Source organism: Neobacillus sp. C211 (assembly GCF_051842875.1).
Classification (GTDB): Bacteria; Bacillota; Bacilli; order Bacillales; family Cytobacillaceae; genus Neobacillus.
The window spans coordinates 51,343-70,205 of sequence record NZ_JBPXRO010000007.1; the positions used below are offsets into that span (position 1 = coordinate 51,343).

The window sequence follows — 18,863 nt, forward strand, 5'->3', positions numbered from 1 at the left end:
AAAATGAAAATGTTAAAGGATGAATGGTAGTATGACTTCCGTTAAAGAAAATAATTTATTAAATACTGTAAAAAGTTTATATCCAACCTTGCATGATGCGGAAAAAAAGGTTGCAGAATATGTGATTAAAGAGTATTTTAATGTGATCGATATGAATGTGGCCGAGCTGTCTGAGAAGTGTAATGTAAGTGAAGCGACCATTGTTAGATTTTGCAAAAGGATTGGACTTAAAGGATTTCACCATTTTAAAATTCAACTGGCAAGAGAAATCACGAATCCCGAAAATACCACCCATTCTCCGACGATTCAATTAAATAATATAGCAGAATCGATTCGTAATATTTTTGCCTACAAGATTGATGAACTCAAACAAACCGCCTCATTTCTAGACCCGGATGCGGTACAAAAGTGCTTGGATGTAATTAGTGGATGCAGCCTAGTTCAATTTGTGGCGGCAGGTAATTCGCTTCCAGCTGCACTGGATGGCGCCTACAAATTTAATCAAATTGGAATTCGCTCGATTGTTAATAGCACGCCAGAAATGCAGGTTTCACTTGCCCATTCATTGACAGAAAAAGACGTAGTTATTGGCATCTCAAACTCAGGGGACTCTAAATTATTGCTTGATATCTTTGAAATTGCCAAAAAAAGAAAGGCAATTACGATTTGTATTACGAACCATATTAAATCCCCGCTTTCGCAATTAGCGGATATTCAGTTAATAAGTATTACGAATGAGAAATTGTTCTTTAAAGAATTTAGCTTTACTAGAGTGCCAGCCATTTCAGTGATTGATACGCTGTTTTTACTATTATCAAGAATAAACTTTGATAAATCGTTTCAATCCATCAGCGACCGCGAGCAAGCATTATCCGATTACAAGCACTAATACTACCTTATTTGAAAGGAACATGAACCCATGCGATTAGAAGGAAAGAAAGTAATTAGTCTCGTTCATAATGATTTTGAAGATTTAGAGTTATGGTACCCGATTCTTAGACTTCAGGAAGAGGGGGCTGTCGTCCATCTTGCCGGAGAAAATGCAAAGGAAAAATATATTGGTAAATACGGCGTACCTGCGATCTCCGATTTTGCCTATGGTGAGGTTAGCGCTAAAGACTATGATGCAATCTTAGTTCCAGGAGGATGGGCACCAGATAAAATCCGGCGCTTCCCTGAAGTCCTTTCTCTGCTTCAGCAGATGAATGCGGATGAAAAACCAATCGGACAAATCTGCCACGCAGGCTGGGTACTAGTTTCTGCAAAAATCCTTGATGGAAAAAAAGTAACCAGTACTCCTGGTATCAAAGATGATATGGAAAATGCAGGCGCAATTTGGTATGACGAACCCGTTGTAACGGACGGTCACCTGGTGTCCAGTCGTCGTCCACCGGATCTGCCTGACTATCTACGGGAATTTATTAATGTGTTAGAAAAGAAATAGTCATGGAAGGGAGATAGCGAGCAATAACTCGCTGTCTTTTTTTGATTCCATGCCTAGTCATTCTCCGAACAACCTGCCAAACCACAAACCATGAAACCTTTCCATTTATCATACGTATGTTTTATTAATGAGAATAAGGGTAATTCTGTAGAAAATAAACAAACGAGGGTGACTCAAAATACATGGAAACAAGAGATGAATTATTGAAAGAGCTAACTGTTATTGAGAAGTGGGAAAATGGCCAAAGCGATTTGTGGATTTGGGATCGCCTCGGACGATTGCCATTTAAGATTCTCGATAAAATCACTCCTCAATTCATCCACAATAAAGTGGGGAAATTACTAGAAGAGGTCGGTAACTATATTCAGACCGGCGGTAGCTATTTAATTAAAGAGGATAAACTATTTGATAAAATTGAAAAAGAGACAGGTAAGCGGATTAACCAAATAGCTGATATCAAGGAGATCCCTTTAAATGCCATGAATAAGATAAGCGAAGAGCTGACCGGTCAACGAAAGAAGTTTGCGACGATCCAAGGCGCGAGCACCGGAATCGGCGGGATTTTTACTCTTGCGATCGATGTTCCGGCTTTAATGGGCATTTCATTAAAAACGCTGCAGGAAATTGCTATCATTCATGGATATGATCCTAACGAAAAAAGCGAACGAATTTTTATAATTAAATGCCTGCAGTTTTCCTCAGCTGATATTGTCGGCAAACGTGCGATTCTGAATGAGCTTTCCAGCTATTATCAACAAGGAAGCGGTTCAGGCGAAATGATGTCGCAGCTGCAAGGCTGGCGTGAGGTTGTTTATACATACAGAGACCAGTTTGGGTGGAAGAAGCTGTTTCAAATGGTACCTATTGCTGGGATGATTTTTGGTGCATTTACAAACAGGTCAATGATTAATGACCTAGCGGAGACTGGGATTATGTTTTATCGGAAAAGAAGGATTCTGGAGAGATTGGAACAGAAATAAGGTCAATCTTGATTGGGAGTAAGTTTGTTAGTAATAGAGACAGCATTTTTTACAGGTTACGTTTCCTATCGTAAAACTAAAATAGCACCGCAAAATGCGGTGCTATTTTAGTTTGTTTTTCCCGTCCCTTGGCTTCTAGGTACTGATTCTCCCCATTCCAGTAATGATTGGCATTGCTCGCTTTATTAATAATTGAGGAGACTCAAGTGTTAGTGATGCTTGATGGACATCTTCACTGTACTTAAAAGATTTTTTAGCTGATACTTTTCACTTTTGTTGCGTTAATGTTTTTGATTCCTGCTTTTTTATGCAACCACTCGTAAATGATTGGGATGATAATAAAGCTGTTGATTGTCGATGTTACCATACCGCCAATTACGACAATGCCGAGAGTTTGAGAAATTACGGTATCTGCATTATGAGAAAAGGCAAGTGGTAACAAAGTAAGAACTGTTGCGGCTGCTGTCATTAAAATCGGTCTGATCCTAGAAAGACTTCCACTTAAAACCGCTTCTTTAACCAACATGCCTTCTTTTCTATTTTTTTCAATTTTATCAATTAACACAATACCATTTGTTACTACAATACCAGTAAGCATCAGAATACCAATTAATGCTGCTAAATTCCATTCTCCGTTGAATAGAATTAATGCTATTACGACACCACTTAAAGCAAGTGGGATGCTTAAAAGTACTGATAATGGTGCTCTCCATCCTTTGAAGATAGAAGAGGTAATAAGTAATACTAAAAGGATAGAAAATGCAACGGCAACAGACATATCGAAAATCATTTGTTTTACTTGTTCAGTGATTCCTCCCAATGAATACGTTACATCTTTAGGAAGTTTCATGCTGCTTAGAGCCTTGTCTGCTTGGCTTGACACTTTACTAATATCATTTGATGTAATCTGTGCTGTCACAAGGGAGAATGGTTGACCATCTCTTTCGCTAATAGTAGAAGGAGAGGTATCTTTTGAAACTTTACCTAACTGATCAAAACGAACCATTTCGCCATTTGTTCCTTTAAAAGTTTCAGAAGCAAGAGATGCTAAAACATCATCCGCAGAAGCATTTAACGTTATAGTTGAATTTGTTCCTGTTGCAATCTGATCTAAATATTGATCCACAGGAAGTGCTTTATGGTCAACCGTAATCGTTGCATCTTTAGATGAAGACATATAACGATTAATGACCGTTAGAATGTCAGTAATTTTTATACCTTTATCTTGAATTGCTTTTTGGTCAAATGTAACTTTGTATTTTGGTGAACCATTTGTTAAATCCACTTTTCCATCTACACTTAGGTTCACAATTTTTGATAAGTTCGTTCTTGCTTCTTGAGCTACTTGATCCAATGTTGCTTGGTCTGAACCTGTAAACAAGATACGCATTTGTGAATCATCACCAGAAATGTTCTGGCTTGTTACGGTATAAATAACATTTTTAGATATCGTTGGAAGCTGAGTTTGTAATTGTTTAATCACAGAATCCGCATCCTTGTCGTTTTTCAACACAACAGATAAATTTGCGACATTTGGATAGGTGATGAAACCTCCACCTTGGTCAAACACGTCATCACTTTGTGGTGTCATCGTCGAACCAAAATTTGCTGAATAAGCATCGACTTTTGGATTTTCCTTTAATGCTTTTTCGATTTTTTGTACTTCAGAATCTACTTGAATTAACGTGCTTCCTTTAGGTAATTCAGCCTTGATGGCAATTTGTCCAATTTTTCCACTAGGCAATAAACTTACTGGAAGAAATGCAGAATAGATGCCTGCACCTAAAAAGACTAAGATCGAAACAATAATCATCGCTCTTTTATGTTTAAAAGCAGATTGTAATAGTGGTTTCATTGTCGAATCTAGTTTGACCGTTTGTTTTGTAGAATTTCCACCTTTCCATCCCATAAAAGCAAGAGCAGGGATGACAAGCATTGCTACAAAGAAAGATATGACGAGTGCAATCACAACGGACCAAGCAAATCCGCTATACGATGCACTGATTACTCCCCCAACAAAGGCGATCGGAATATAAACAGCAATGGTCGTTAACGTAGAACCCAATATCGCAGGAATCATTTCAACCACTGATGATGCAAGAATGGGAAGTAAGGATTTATCTTTCGATTCTTCCCGTTTTCGATACATGTTGTCTAAAATAACAATCGAATCATCTACAATACGACCCATAGCTACAATCAAACCTGAAACCGTTAAAATGTTTAATGTGATACCCATTGACTTTAAGAAAGCAGTTGTGGCTAACAATGAAATTGGCAGCGAAATCGCAATTAATAATGTCGATCTTACATTTCGGAAAAAGAAGAACACACAAATCATTGAGAATAAGCAGCCAAGTAGGCCTTCTCTAACTAATCCGAAAAGAGAGCTGTTTAATTCTTTTTCCCGGTCAAGTAAAACATGGAAAGAAACATCTTTTGGATTTACCGTATCCAAGTGAAGATGTGAAACACGGTCCTTTACTTGATCTGCAACATCTGTGATATTTGCTGATGGTGTTTTGATTACATTTAAAGTAACACTTGGCGTTCCATTTGTTCTGGAGACGGTTTTAACGTCATTTAAAGAATGCGTTATGGTACCAAATGATGAAACAGGAACTATTTTCCCTTCCTTATTCTTAATCGTTGCGTTTTCCATTTGCTGCTCAGTTAATGGTAACCCATCAAAAGAGACTGGGATTGATAATTGGTTGTTTACAATATTCCCCTGTGGCATGGATGGAACAGCCAAAGCAAACGATTTATTCACATCATCCAATGTTAATCCGTTTTTCACTAGGTCTTTCATGCGGACAGTTAATACATATCCATCTTTTGCTCCCCCAATTGCGGATACATCCGCTACACCAGGGACAGATTTTAATTGTTTAACAATTTCCTGTGTTGCAGTGGAACGTAGTGTTTGTTCATCCAATGTTGAGCTAGTTAAACTGTATGTCAAAATTGGGAATGAACTAGTTGTTAATCTTGTTATCGAAGGAGTGCTCGTAATAGTTGGCGGAAGATCTGCATTTGCCAAGGCTTTGTTTACTTGATCTTCTGCTTGCTTCATGTCTGTATTCATTGGAAAATACAAACTCATAAATAATCCACCGTCATAAGAAGTGGTTTCAACATTGGATAAACCATCCACTGTTTTGATGGCACTTGATAAATTATCTGTCACTTGCTGTTTTACCTGAGCTGCTTGATATCCAGGTACCCTCATACTAACTGAAAGGGTCGTATTGTTAATCCCAGGCAAATAATCTCTTTGCATCTGGTAAGCAGATATACCGCCCCAACCCAAAATGATGACAACGCACACAATCATAAGAATGCCTCTTTGCATAGTTGCCTCTACGAATTTTTTCATTGCTTTACCTCCCCCAGCTTTTATATAAAATTAACCTAAATAACTTTATCGTTTTCTGTCGTGAATTCAAGAATGGTATTGCAATCTAATTGGGCAATTTAAGTTTACAAAACAAACTTGTACGCTCCCTTAATAAAAGATTAATTTTTCATTAAAATGGAAAATGAAAATTTGTTCTTCACTTTGTTTTTATTTGCTTGTTTTTTTCGAATAACGGAAGGATATATAGAAAATGCTACTTAAATGGGGAAGATTTGTCTTTGTTAGGGGGGCTACCTTGTTAAATCATATGGTAAAGGCTATACCGAATTTATTTACGATGGGAAATTTATTGTGCGGTGTTCTTTCAATTACCTCTAATATGAGTGGCTTTTTGGAACTAGCCTCCATTTTTATTTTCTTATCGGCTGTTTTAGATCTTCTTGACGGAAGAATAGCGAGAAAATTAAAAGTGAATAGTGAATTTGGCGTAGAATTAGATTCTTTAGCTGATATTGTTAGCTTCGGAGTTGCTCCTGCACTTCTGTTTCATTCGATAGCAGAGCCATCCATTTTAACTTCATTGGCATTTATCCTTTTCCCAACGATGGGGGCATTAAGATTAGCTAAATTTAGTGTTAAACCAACCATTGGGTATTTTAAAGGATTACCTATTCCAGCTGCGGGATTGCCATTGGCTGGAATGGGATTATTTTTATATAGCAATGCATGGATCACTTTAATCCTTGCTCTCTTAATGGTGAGTCCAATTAGGGTTAAAAAACTTTAATTTTATTATCCGATGTAAAAAAGCTAGTAACCTTTTCATAAAGGCAATAGCTTTTTTATTTTATCCATTATCCTTTTTGTTCTCTTAATACAAGATTAATAATTCATTAAGATGGAAAATGAAATCATTTATCGTGCTACATTGTATTTAGAACTAGAGTTGATGGATTATTTATTTTAGTGTTTTTATAAATAACGGAGGCATTTATATGTCATACTTAATCACTTTATTTGAACAGCACAGTTATCTGATTCTATTTTTAGGAATCTTTTTAGAACTTATGGCCCTGCCTATTTCAGGCGAATTTCTAATGAGCTACGCCGGGTATTTTGTATTTCAGGGAAAAATGAATTACCTTTTGGCTCTCTTGACAGTCTTTGTTTCAGGCGGTGCAGGAATTACTGTAACCTATTGGATTGGAAAGGCAGGGGGATATAAACTTATCGAAAAATACGGAAAATATATCCATCTAGGACCTGAAAGATATAAAAAAACATCCGTTTGGTTTGAACGTTCAGGTAGTAAATTGCTGGTCTTTGCCTATTTCATTCCAGGGATTAGGCATTTCACTGGTTATATTTCGGGGATTTCTAGAATGCCATTTCGAAAATTTATTATTCCTGCATATATAGGTTCATTTTTATGGGGATTCTGTTTTATTACATTAGGAAAAGTATTGGGACCTCACTGGGAGGTTTTCCATCATGCAGCAAGTAAATATTTTGTGATTTTTATAATTGTTATAGCAGTATTACTAGCAGGGTATTTAGTCTATCGGTTTAATAAAAATCAAATTAAGTCATTATTTATTAGTTTGTTAACTTGGTTAATTAATCGACTAAAAACCATAAGAAAAACAGAGATATTTCTTACTTTTCTCACTTTAGTTTTAATTGGTATGGTGACCTTGATGCTAGGAATGGCTCAAGACTATTTATTTAATGAGTTTACTCAGTTTAATGAAATAGCTGAATATATGGTTAAGTCTGTTATCTATATGAGTTGGATGAAAGGGTTTCTAGTATTTCAATCTCCGTATGCTATTGGTCCAATTATCGGCATAACCATCATCCGTATTTGGAGAAAAGGAAAGAACAGGATCCTAGAGTATCTTCTTCTCATCGTTTCAATTTTAGGAGCTAGGCTGTTTCATGAATCCATTCTGCAGATTTTTTCCCATCTACAAACAATAGGGTTTGTAGGAAAATTTCATTCCGATAATTTTCCTGATATAAGTTCCACTTTAACAATCATTGTTTATGGGACATGCATATTTTTACTTGTTCGCCATCCCAAAACGAATATACCGCCAGTATTAGGCCCTTTATTTACTTTAGTTTTATTAATGGGATTAACCATAGCAAATATTGCATCCACTGAAAAACTCCCGAGTGATATTGTTGGGGGTTATGTTTATGGGGGTGTCTGGATATTTTTTAACTTCTTGTTTTTTGAAATGATACGCCTTGTATTGGAAAAAAATAAAAATGAATACATTTAAAGTCATCATGGTTAAGAGAAAATTTCAAACAAACAAAAACCCCCATATCTACAAAAGTAGGTAAGAGGGTTTTTGTCTGTTACATGCCAGTCCTAATTCATTAGAGTTACGGTTTTTTCCTCAAAGTATTTATTCATAAGTAAATTAAGTCTGATTGAAAGTGTAATATATTCGGAACTGCTTGGACCTATTTGATTATATATTTCGCTTAGTTTCGTTTTAAGAGTAACTATTTCCTGTAAAAGTTCCATGTTTTCATTTTGAGCAGATTCGATTGCTTCCATCATACACCTCGTAAAATAATATTTTTTTCCAACAATGGTTTGGAAGGCATGATGACTTGATTCCTTATTCTTCATCTTCTAATGATAATACGATTCCAATCCCATTCTGATAGTAACATAGTGGATTTTTCATGTGAACAGGGAATGAAATAGTAAAAATATTTGAAAAAAGGTAAATAATATTGGTATATCAAGTGTTCTCCAATAGCAATTTGTAACCGCTTGAAAATAAACAAATACTGAATTTAGCTTATTTCGATTCACTGCGAACAAGTTATATTGTAATAACATTAAAATTAAAATAAAAATATTTTAAAAATTGAAAATAACTTAGATGAGGCATCAAATCTGGTTAAAGCTTTTTATAAAAAAATATCCGGCAAGATGCCGGATCTACAAAAAATATATTAAAAGGGGGTTATGAAAAAGAAAAAGTTAAATGTTGTCCTCTTCATGTATTTATCTTACTACTTAATCATGAACAAACTATGAATAAACCGTTTAGATTTTATTAAAAAAGTTAAATTCAAACCTATTTATGGGAATAGGGCTCTGCTACTAGCTCGTTAGATACCGTTTGCTAGGATTGTTACAAATGCGCTTAGTATAATAGTTCCTATGGCTATAAAACTATAAGTAAGGTTCTTTTTGCGCTTTTTCTTTTCCAGCATTTCCTCTGTGGTGAGCCAGTAATTTTTTGACATCTATTTTACTCCTTTATGCCATTATAAAAATTCACTAAATTCCTGATGTTTATCTGTTTTTCCAAAATGATATTATACTATAATTTTTAAAAGATGGAAAGTGGATTTTAGGTAGTGAATTTATGGATGCTGATGGGTAAATTTATTCTAGTCTATAAATGTGATCCTTGGGTTGGTGTACACGACCTTATGTGAATAAGAGGGGGGTCACTTTGTCATATCCAGAGCTCAGCATCTTCATTGGCAGGCATCCCTTTAGTTTTTACATAAGAATCGGTGGGTAATTCGCCTAATTTATAGGTAAAATAAGCTCCCATATTTTCTTTTAGCATAGTATACAAAAGAAAGTAGGTGAAAACATGACATTAGGGTCACAAGGTATGATGTCATTTCCAGGAATGGGAATGGGCGGTTTTCCAGGCATGGGGATGAGCGGTTCACCCGGAATGGGAATGGGCGGTCAACCAGGCATGGGGATGGGCGGTTTTCCAGGAATGGGAATGAGCGGTTCCCCAGGAATGGGAATGGGCGGATTTCCCGGAATGGGAATGAGCGGTTCACCAGGAATGGGAATGGGCGGTCAACCAGGCATGGGGATGGGCGGTTTTTCAGGAATGGGGATGTAGCGGTTTCTCTAGAAAGGGTATACGGCTATGCTGTAACGAAAACCAAAGCTGTCAATAACACCATTCAAGTATTCCAACGAGTAAGGAAACCAAGGCAATCATAAAGAATGATTCGTATAAGGTAATTATTACATCAATAGACAAGAAGGAAACTGTGATTACATCTAATTGATAGGTGGGGATTTGCCTCCGCTCAGTTAAAGCGGTAAAGTAGAAAAGCTTCTAGTGTGGACTAGAAGCTTTTTGCTGTGTCATATCAATTTTTTGGAAAATCAAGTTCAATTTCAGGTTGATAATTTACATATATTGTCTAAAAGCACAAAATCAACTGAAAAATGCACAAAACCCTCCTAAAAATACACAAATCAAAATTTCTTGATAAAAAGATCTATTCAGCCTTACAAAGAGTCTTAATTACAACCAAAAAAACCCCAACTCGGGAGGTTTAGCGGGTCTGACCACCAGTTTGTTATATTGATAGTTACGACTGAAAAATGTATAATATTTACAATAACAGCTAATTAGGAAGTGGTCGGATGAAATTAAAGAGCTTTATAGTTACATTTGGTTCATTTGTATTTACGGTAGGACTGCTTTACCTAGTTGGACATATGTTTACTATTCCTTGGTTAATGTTCCATCACGAATATACAGATAACGCAAATGGTTTCTTTATTTCAGCTGGTTCGTTGACTCCGCTTGTTATCGGGTTGATTATTAGCTTTTTGGCAGAAAAAATTTACATTTACAAGTCCCGAAAAAAGCTTAGTTAATCATGCCAAGTTTTTTTGTATGTCATTATTATGTTTTTAATTTAAGTTTATCAAAAAGCAGCATAAAACCCCTAGCTTTAGATATGGGGATATAAGCTGTATTTTTGTTCGTTTTTTTAGGAAAATGCATGTAATTTTACTATACATTCTTTGAAATTCTTTGGTATAATGAGAATATAAATAGAACATTTGTTCTCCTGTGAGAGGGGTGAATGATATGTATCGATCCTATAAAATACAAATTCAGCCGGAACATGAATTGTTCGACTACTGTGACTCACTCTGTTTTAAAGCGAAAAACTTGCACAATATCACCAACTACTATATTAGACAGGTTTACACTGCTTTAAAAAAGGAAACAAGAAATGAAAATCAACTTCAAGTTCTTACAGATATTCAAGTCCATTTACCTGAAATGAATAAAATTCGTCTAAAAAGTTTTGAGAGAGCCAAATCTAAGCCAAAAAAAATTGATAATAATGGTCACGTTTTGGAGCCAAAACCAAATCTATTTAAAATGCCCCATCCAAAGAAAGCATTCCTTCCCTATAACTTTGTAGAAGCACTGTTTAAAGTGATGAAACAAACCGATTACCTTTCTATGCCCTCTCAGTCCAATCAACAAACTATGAAAAAGGTATATGATGATTGGAAAAGTTTCTTCGAAGCCTCTAAGAAATATAAAACCATGCCTACTAGCTTTTCAGGAAAGCCAAAGATTCCTAAGTATAAACCGAAGAATGGACGTACGACTTCTTATTTAACCAATCAAATTATCAAAATTAAAAATGGAAATCTGCTTTCATTACCAGGTACTCCTCTTACATTAAAACTGGGGAAAATCCCACATATAGATTGTAAACTACAACAAGTGCGGATTGTCCCGACTTATGGCCGGTATGTAATGGAAGTCGTTTTTAAAAGTGAAGATGAAAAAGAGATCAAACGATCAGAAAAACAATTAAATGAATGGCTTTTTGAGCCGAGGCGAGTAATGGGTATTGATTTGGGCGTGGATAACCTGGCAACTATCATCGATAACACGGGGCTAAAGCCTCTGCTTATCAAGGGCAAATGGTTAAAATCGATCAATCAATATTATAACAAATTAAGAGCGAAATACATGAGTATCCTTCGAAATGGAAAAGGACCAAAGGAAGGGAGGTTTAACAGCACAAGATTAACTTCATTAGACCGAAAAAGGAACAATCGGGTCATGGATTTTTTACATAAGGCCAGTGCAAAAGTGGTGGAGATTGCGAAAGAAAGAACCATAGATACGATCATCATTGGAAAAAATAAGGGTTGGAAGATGGATGTTGATATGCAAAAGACTAGTAAACAAACCTTCATACAAATCCCATATGCCACTTTCATAGGAATGATTCGATACAAAGCAGAGCGACATGGAATTCAAGTCATTGTTCGAGAAGAAAGCTATACCTCCAAGTCTAGTTTCTTGAATCATGACCCGATTCCAACTTACGGGGAAGAGCACCAAACTAATTTTAGCGGGTATAGAAGCAGTCGAGCTTTTTACAAAATCAAAGGTTCTAAGATTTTGATCCATGCCGATGTGAATGGAGCTTTTAATATTGTCCGTAAACATACCAAGGATGTCTTCGAAGGACTGGAGAGAAAACAGTTCCTCCAATCCCCACGAAAAATAAACATCATAAAGAAAAGAAAGGCAAAGCTGAAGGCCTCGGTCTGATGTAGTAGCGGGACTTGTGGTAGCCCTCGTAAAGACAATGCGGCTTTAAAGCCTATTCTTTCGAAACCCCTAGCTTCAGCTATGGGGATACTCATATATAGTAGAAAATGTTCCTTATATCTATCTTAATTGAGTTTAGAGGCGAAAAATCGGCTCAATTATAAACAAATGAGAAATGTTTCATGATAAGGTTGTTGCAAGAGGCCTTGTTATGGACAATTTACAGGATGGTCATTAGTTTAGATAGTGTTCGTAAATTTGAAAGGCTGAAATCAATAAAGTGAGGTTTATGAATGATTTTTACCTATGCTATTACACAAGATAATCAGTTGATAAAAGAAGTAAAGTTGGAGGATCTAAGGTCAGATCGGTTCAAATTTTATTGGGTGGATTTTGAGGAACCAACTGATGTGGAAACGAAGTTATTAAGTGAATTTTTCCACTTTCATCCCTTGGCGATTGAGGATTGTCTGCATTTTATCCAGCGCCCCAATATGAATTATTATGATGGTGTCCTTTTCTTTGTTTTACATTCATTAAGTAAAACAATAAGGTGCGAGGAGATAGATGTTTTTGTAGGAGAAAACTATGCCGTGTCCTTTCATAAGGAGAAGGATGTGGCAATAGATATGGTTAAGCAAAAATTATTTGCAAATAAGGAAATGGAAAAGGTTGGACCGTTATTTGTTCTACATAGCATTATTAATGAATTAGTGGATTGCTATTTTCCAATTTTGCATCAAATTGAGGATAAATTAAATGAATATGAAGAGAAGGAAGCCAGCAGCAAAAAAATCATCGAAGAGGTTTATGAGATTCGCAGAGAACTGATTCGGTTGCGAAAAACGATCATTCCGATGAGAGATTTGTTATATCGGATGATAAACTCGAAGCGGATTCAGGAAACAAAGCAAATTCATCATTATTTTTCCGATATATATGATCACTTGATGAAGTTAACGGATATGGTTGCGTCTAATCAAGATGTAACTTCTGATATGAGGGAGAATTACATGTCTATTCAATCCAATCGCATGAATTCCATTATGATGACACTTACCGTTATAACAACCATTTTTATGCCGCTTACATTTATTGTAGGCGTGTACGGAATGAATTTTGATCATATGCCAGAGTTACATTGGCAATACGGCTATTTTATCACTCTAGGAGTTATGGCGATCATTGTAATTGTAATGATTTTTTGGTTTTACAAAAAAGGCTGGTTATTTAAAAAGTAACAACCAACCAATATTAATTAATTTCAGAAAGAGTAAAGTGCATGGTTACATATTAATCGGTATAGTTGATATTTTGTATGATTTTCTCTCGGTTTTTCTCGGTAATTTCACCTAAACACGAACATTAAGTGGTTCAAATGGATTAATATTCACCTTTTTATTGATTATCTATTTTAGCTTTGTTATATTATCATAGTAATCATCTTAAATATCATTACTCGTATATACTCGGTAATATGGTCTGAGTGTTTCTACCTGGTTCCCAATGAAAGAACAAGACTACGAGTTAAAGTATTTGGCTGTACGGCTTTTTTAGCCGTTGCCATGTTATCATTTAGCCTATTTTTCTATGTTTGCTAAATGATCTATACTTTGACTCTTGTAGGTCTAGAAGGTAGAAATCATTCTACAATTTCTAGATCTTTTTTATTGGCCAAATTTTTCGAGTTTATTAAACATCAAGAGAAAAGGGAGAGGTTTTTTATGACGAACAAAATTTTAAAGAAATACGCTCCATTAGCAGCTATTGCTCTGCTGTTCTTATTGTTGCTTGCATTACGTAATTCAGCTTTTCTAAATGAAACAGAGGTAGAGGGTGCTGGGAGGCCAATACTTATTCAAGGTCCAATGCCAATAGAGGCTGAAAAATTTGCACAAAAGTTAGAGAAAGTTAAAGTGGAAAAATCAGGGAATTTTGTCTTTTACAAAGGAAAGCTGGACAATTATCCTGTAATCGTTGCTAAAACAGGTAAGGGAATGGAAAATACAGCAGCCGCTACAGCAGTGGCGATTGAAAAATATAACCCGATCGCTATCATCAACCAGGGGACATCTGGCGGACATGATCCGAATTTACATGTATTTGATATTGTTTTAGGAAAAAGAACGACAAATATCGGTTCCTTAAAAACAGAAAGTAAGAATGAAAACGAGGGAATGGATCCCACTCAATGGATCCCGATGGACTTAATGGCTTCTGAAGGAAGCGGGTCAGATCCGAATGCTGAAAAAATCCGTTACTACGAGGGCGATAAGGATTTACTTGCAGCTGCTAATGCGGTTAAAGATACCTATACTAAGGGTGAAGTTGTCGAGGGTACGATCGGTTCAGCAGACGTTTGGAATAATGAAGTTGATCGAATTAAATGGTTCCATACGAATTACGGTACATCTGTAGAAGAAATGGAAGGTGCCGCAGCAGCACAAATGGCCAAAGCTTATGATGTACCATTCTTGGGTATTCGAGTACTGTCAAATAATAAAACAAATGGTGATAAATACAACTCGGATACGGCAGCAGCCAATCAAGAATATGTTTATGAAGTAGTTAAAAAATACATTTCTACTATTCAAGGCAAATAATATCGTAAAACTAAACAAAAACCCTTGTCCAAGTAGACAAGGGTTTTTGCTTTAAGTGGAATTCAGGTTATTTATTTTCCCATCAACCAATTTGAAGAAGAAGACTTATCTATATGATAACTTCTTCTTTTTTTTGCCGATAAAACGTTTCGAGGCCATGTAATTATTATAAAAATGTGTATTGACAATTGGTTAAATAGAGGTATACTAAAATCATAAGGTACCTTAGTAGACAAGTAGACAACGTAGAAATACTGTGATGCTTTTAGTTAATGTCTAAAAAAAGTAAGTCAAAATTTAATGAGGTGGCTGGTATGAAGGATTGTAGTGTTGAAGAATTAAAGAAAAAAGCGATTGAGCTTAGAAAAACGGCTATTACGATGATTCATGAAGCAAAATCTGGGCATCCAGGTGGTTCCCTATCAGCAGCTGATGTAGTAGCGGCACTTTATTTTAGGGAAATGAACATTGATCCGGCTAATCCCCAATGGGAAGACCGTGACCGGTTTGTTTTATCAAAAGGGCATGTTTGTCCTATTCAATATTCAGCATTAGCTTTACGAGGGTATGTTCCGTACGAAACCATTTACACGTTAAGACAGTATGGCTCTCCATTTCAAGGTCATCCCGATATGAAAAAGTGCCCTGGCATTGATATTTCTACTGGGTCTCTAGGACAGGGACTTTCTTGTGCAGTTGGAATGGCACTAGGAGGAAAAAGAGATTCAAAGGATTATAGAGTTTTCACTATTGTAGGAGATGGAGAGTGTCAAGAAGGACAAATATGGGAAGCGGCACAAAGTGCGGTTAAGTATCAATTAGATAATTTAGTTGTATTTGTTGATGATAATGGATTGCAAATTGATGGTACAACGGATGAAATTATGCCAAATCAAGATTTAGAAAAAAAGTTTCAAGCCTTTGGTTTTGAAACAAGAAGAATTGATGGACATTCAATGGAAGAGATCGTTCACACATTAGATGATATAAGAGAAGCGAAAAATGGAAAGCCGAAATGCATCGTATGCGACACGGTAAAAGGTAAGGGCGTATCTTTTATGGAAGATGTTTGTGGTTGGCATGGTGTTGCTCCAAATGATGCTGAGTATCTTCATGCAATAGAAGAAATTGCTGGGGGGTTAAAATAATGAGTGTTATCGAAAAGGATGTTTTCCAGAAAAAAGCTACCAGAGAAGCCTTCGGTGATGAAATTGTAAAATTAGGAAAAAAGAATAAAAATATTTATGTTGTTGATATTGATATTGGCAAGTCATGTAAGACGACAGAATTCGCAAAGCAATTACCTAATCAGCATGTTAATGTTGGGATTGCTGAGCAAAATGGTGCTGGATTAGCTGCAGGATTAGCGACAACTGGCAAAATTCCTTTTGTAAGCACTTACGCAGTATTTGGTTCATTAAGAATGGCAGAGCAGATTCGACAAGAAATTTGTTACCCCAACTTAAATGTAAAAATTGCTTGTTCTCATGGGGGACTTACGCCAGCTAATGATGGTGCAAGTCATCAAAGTATAGAGGACATGGGAGTGCTAAGAACGATTCCAAATATGACAGTCATTATGGGTGCTGACTATTATTCTACTAGAAAATTAGTAGAGCAAGCGGCAGAAATGTATGGTCCGGTCTACCTTCGTTTTACTAGAGATACCGTTCCAATTTTATATGATGAAAATGAAGAGTTTACCATTGGGAAAGCAAAGAAAATCAAGGATGGTAAGGATATTGCGATTATTGCGAATGGTGATACCGTCTATCTTGCATTAGAAGCAGCAAAGGAATTAGAAAAAGAGGGGATTTCTGTCAAGCTATTAGACATGCATACGATTAAACCTCTCGATCGAGAAGCGGTCGTGGAATGTCTAACGATTGGCAAGATCATTACGGTTGAAGATCATAATATTTTAAATGGTCTTGGAAGTGCCGTGTGTGAAGTAGTTGCGGAAGAAGGAAAGGGTATTGTGAGAAGAATAGGGGTTCAAGATCAGTTCGGACAATCTGCCCCCTATGAAAAATTGTTAGAGCTTAATGGAATTACGATAGAAGATATTGTTAGAACAGCAAAGGAAATGCTTTAGTAAGGAATAATAAATCAGGAAGAGGGAGTAAACAATGTTTGAATTAAATAATAGAGTAGCAATCGTTACTGGCAGCGGATCCAAAAAGGGGATAGGACGTACCATCGCATTAACACTTGCAAAACAGGGAGCATCCGTTGTTGTTGCTGATATAAATATGGACGGAATTCAGGATACAGTTCATGCGATTACAGAAGCTGGCGGAACAGCTTTAGGGATCGAGTTAAATGTAACTAGCAAGGAATCTAATGATGCCATGGTGGAAAAGGTTCTCCAAACCTATGGCAGGATTGATATCCTTGTCAATAATGCAGGGATTTCACAAAAAGTCACTGTTCAAGAGATGACACTAGAGGACATAACAAGAGTCTTTAATGTTAACATGTTTGGATTATTTTTATGCACCCAATCTGTACTTGAAACGATGAAAAAACAAAAGTATGGCAGAATCGTGAGTCTTTCCTCTGTTTCAGCCAAACGAGGAGGAGGAGTGTTTGGAGGGCCGCACTATTCAGCCTCAAAGGCTGCTGTATTAGGATTCTCCAAGAACCTTGCTCGCGAGGTTGCACTGGATGGTATTACAGTAAACTGTGTAGCACCAGGACTTGTTAATACGGACATATGGAAATCGCTTCCTGAAGATCAGGCGAAGGAAGTTGTAGCAGGAATCCCTATGGGAAGACCTGGTGAAACGAAGGAAATTGCAGCAACCATCGCATTCTTAGTTTCAGAAGAAGCATCCTATATTACTGGTGAAGAAGTAGATATAAACGGTGGTTCGCACATGGATTAGTCTACATAGTTCTCCTTTACAGGCATTCCAAACTGGTATGCCTGTATTAGCATTATATAGGAATATGGAAATTTCAATGGAAAAAAATGAGTCTGCTCGGCTTTTGTTAAAAGCTTTATCGTCAGCCCATGCTGTTTCCATCAAAAGAATTAAGCTTGTTGCCCTTTCAAATATATATATATATAATTATTTATATCTAATTACCTAAAATATAATGAACAATATATGGAGAGAAGTGGTTATTATTAATTTTAATCCAGTATCTAGCAAAAAATTATACATGCAAATTTATAATCAAATTCTTTCAGAAATTCAATCAGGTTCATTTAAAATAGGTGATAAGCTGCCAGCTGAAAGAGAGCTATGTGAACAGTTTGGTGTAAGCCGTGCACCTATTAGACAGGCCCTTAGTGCATTGGAATTGAATGGGGTTATTTATTCCCGTCAAGGCGAAGGTGCTTTTGTTAAAAGTAATCATACTGCAGCTGAAAATTCTCAATCCGCCATCTTTTTTGAATCCATCACTCCAGAGGACATTGTTGAAGCAAGGATGAATATCGAGCCTCTGATTGTTAGATATGCAGCCGAAAGGGCTACTGATGAAGACATAGAGGAGCTTCGTTCGACCATCAAAAAGATGGAGGAAGAAACCAAGGCTGGTGTATATGTACCAGAAACAGATGAGAAATTACATAATAGTATTGCAAAGGCCTCACATAATGATTTATTTATTAACATTATGGCGGCTATTAGTAATGCTATGAAACAACAAGAAATGTGGAAATTTATTCGAGACCGAACCGTAACTCGACCAGACTATCGAGACGTTAATTTTAAAGAGCATCAATTACTTATTAAAGCAATTGAGGATCACAACGAAATAGAAGCAGTAGAAATTATGACGAAACATATGCAAAACTTATATGATCGATATTGGAAAGATTAAACAGGAGAGTCCCGTGCCCAAAAGAGTTTGAAGGCCATTAAACAGGACGTAAAAGAAACTTACAGTTTAAATCCCCTACCTAAAAAATGGTGGGGGATTTTTATTTTTCATTAGAAATGGATTCATTTCAATAATCTTATTGACAAACAATTCAAGTAAAAGTATATTACTAATATAAGGTACCTTAGTAGACAAGTAACCAAGATGACAAGAGCAAAGCAGGGTGAGTGTAAAGATTTTCATTGGTTAAAA

The 18,863-nt window shown here is 36.2% G+C and carries 16 protein-coding genes and 1 riboswitch; of the genes, 14 read left to right on the forward strand and 2 right to left on the reverse strand.

Annotated elements, in window-relative coordinates; translation table 11 throughout:
• Positions 1–31: 31 nt before the first annotated feature.
• The 3 genes from ACSU6B_RS08780 (at position 32) to ACSU6B_RS08790 (ending at position 2,424) form a co-directional block, all read left to right on the forward strand.
• The gene (locus tag ACSU6B_RS08780; RefSeq protein ID WP_410884436.1) at positions 32–889 is read left to right on the forward strand and encodes a MurR/RpiR family transcriptional regulator; all 858 of its coding nucleotides are present in this window, start codon (positions 32–34) and stop codon (positions 887–889) included.
• 30 nt (positions 890–919) lie between these two features.
• Positions 920–1,444 carry a type 1 glutamine amidotransferase domain-containing protein gene (locus tag ACSU6B_RS08785; RefSeq protein ID WP_215003961.1) on the forward strand — a complete coding sequence of 175 codons (525 nt, stop codon included), beginning with the start codon at positions 920–922 and terminating at the stop codon, positions 1,442–1,444.
• 182 nt (positions 1,445–1,626) lie between these two features.
• Complete coding sequence (locus ACSU6B_RS08790; RefSeq protein ID WP_410884438.1) at positions 1,627–2,424, forward strand: EcsC family protein; 798 nt, start codon at positions 1,627–1,629, stop codon at positions 2,422–2,424.
• Between the two features lie 253 nt (positions 2,425–2,677).
• On the opposite strand, the gene ACSU6B_RS08795 is transcribed toward ACSU6B_RS08790, so the two are convergent.
• Positions 2,678–5,803 (reverse strand): efflux RND transporter permease subunit, encoded by a 3,126-nt coding sequence (locus tag ACSU6B_RS08795; protein ID WP_410884440.1) that lies wholly within the window; start codon positions 5,801–5,803, stop codon positions 2,678–2,680.
• Between the two features lie 277 nt (positions 5,804–6,080).
• Between ACSU6B_RS08795 and pssA the strand changes: the two genes are divergently transcribed.
• Positions 6,081–6,572, forward strand: coding sequence for a CDP-diacylglycerol--serine O-phosphatidyltransferase (pssA, locus tag ACSU6B_RS08800; RefSeq protein ID WP_410884442.1), 492 nt, complete (start codon positions 6,081–6,083; stop codon positions 6,570–6,572).
• Positions 6,573–6,780: 208 nt separating this feature from the next.
• Positions 6,781–8,073: a DedA family protein gene (locus ACSU6B_RS08805; protein WP_410884444.1), complete on the forward strand. Its 1,293-nt coding sequence runs from the start codon at positions 6,781–6,783 to the stop codon at positions 8,071–8,073.
• 850 nt (positions 8,074–8,923) lie between these two features.
• Here ACSU6B_RS08805 and ACSU6B_RS08810 read toward each other — a convergent pair.
• Positions 8,924–9,061, reverse strand: coding sequence for a hypothetical protein (locus ACSU6B_RS08810; protein ID WP_410884446.1), 138 nt, complete (start codon positions 9,059–9,061; stop codon positions 8,924–8,926).
• A 359-nt stretch (positions 9,062–9,420) separates the two neighbouring features.
• On the opposite strand from ACSU6B_RS08810, the gene ACSU6B_RS08815 reads away from it, so the two are divergent.
• The 9 genes from ACSU6B_RS08815 (at position 9,421) to ACSU6B_RS08855 (ending at position 18,611) form a co-directional block, all read left to right on the forward strand.
• Entirely contained in the window at positions 9,421–9,687 is a 267-nt protein-coding gene (locus ACSU6B_RS08815) for a hypothetical protein (protein ID WP_410884448.1), read from the forward strand.
• Between the two features lie 536 nt (positions 9,688–10,223).
• Positions 10,224–10,460 (forward strand): hypothetical protein, encoded by a 237-nt coding sequence (locus ACSU6B_RS08820; RefSeq protein ID WP_410884450.1) that lies wholly within the window; start codon positions 10,224–10,226, stop codon positions 10,458–10,460.
• A 217-nt stretch (positions 10,461–10,677) separates the two neighbouring features.
• The gene (locus tag ACSU6B_RS08825; RefSeq protein ID WP_410884452.1) at positions 10,678–12,174 is read left to right on the forward strand and encodes an RNA-guided endonuclease InsQ/TnpB family protein; all 1,497 of its coding nucleotides are present in this window, start codon (positions 10,678–10,680) and stop codon (positions 12,172–12,174) included.
• 293 nt (positions 12,175–12,467) lie between these two features.
• On the forward strand, positions 12,468–13,415 hold the full coding sequence (corA, locus tag ACSU6B_RS08830; protein ID WP_410884454.1) for a magnesium/cobalt transporter CorA: 948 nt from the start codon (positions 12,468–12,470) through the stop codon (positions 13,413–13,415).
• Positions 13,416–13,613: 198 nt separating this feature from the next.
• Positions 13,614–13,717: riboswitch (purine riboswitch) on the forward strand.
• Between the two features lie 181 nt (positions 13,718–13,898).
• The gene (locus ACSU6B_RS08835; RefSeq protein ID WP_410884456.1) at positions 13,899–14,777 is read left to right on the forward strand and encodes a 5'-methylthioadenosine/S-adenosylhomocysteine nucleosidase; all 879 of its coding nucleotides are present in this window, start codon (positions 13,899–13,901) and stop codon (positions 14,775–14,777) included.
• Between the two features lie 272 nt (positions 14,778–15,049).
• Positions 15,050–15,925: a transketolase gene (locus tag ACSU6B_RS08840; RefSeq protein ID WP_410884458.1), complete on the forward strand. Its 876-nt coding sequence runs from the start codon at positions 15,050–15,052 to the stop codon at positions 15,923–15,925.
• Complete coding sequence (locus ACSU6B_RS08845) at positions 15,925–16,872, forward strand: transketolase family protein (protein WP_410884460.1); 948 nt, start codon at positions 15,925–15,927, stop codon at positions 16,870–16,872. Before ACSU6B_RS08840 ends, ACSU6B_RS08845 begins: the two co-directional genes overlap by 1 nt.
• 34 nt (positions 16,873–16,906) lie before the next feature.
• Positions 16,907–17,665 (forward strand): SDR family NAD(P)-dependent oxidoreductase, encoded by a 759-nt coding sequence (locus ACSU6B_RS08850; RefSeq protein ID WP_410884462.1) that lies wholly within the window; start codon positions 16,907–16,909, stop codon positions 17,663–17,665.
• Between the two features lie 214 nt (positions 17,666–17,879).
• Entirely contained in the window at positions 17,880–18,611 is a 732-nt protein-coding gene (locus ACSU6B_RS08855) for a FadR/GntR family transcriptional regulator (protein ID WP_439276771.1), read from the forward strand.
• Positions 18,612–18,863: the final 252 nt, after the last annotated feature.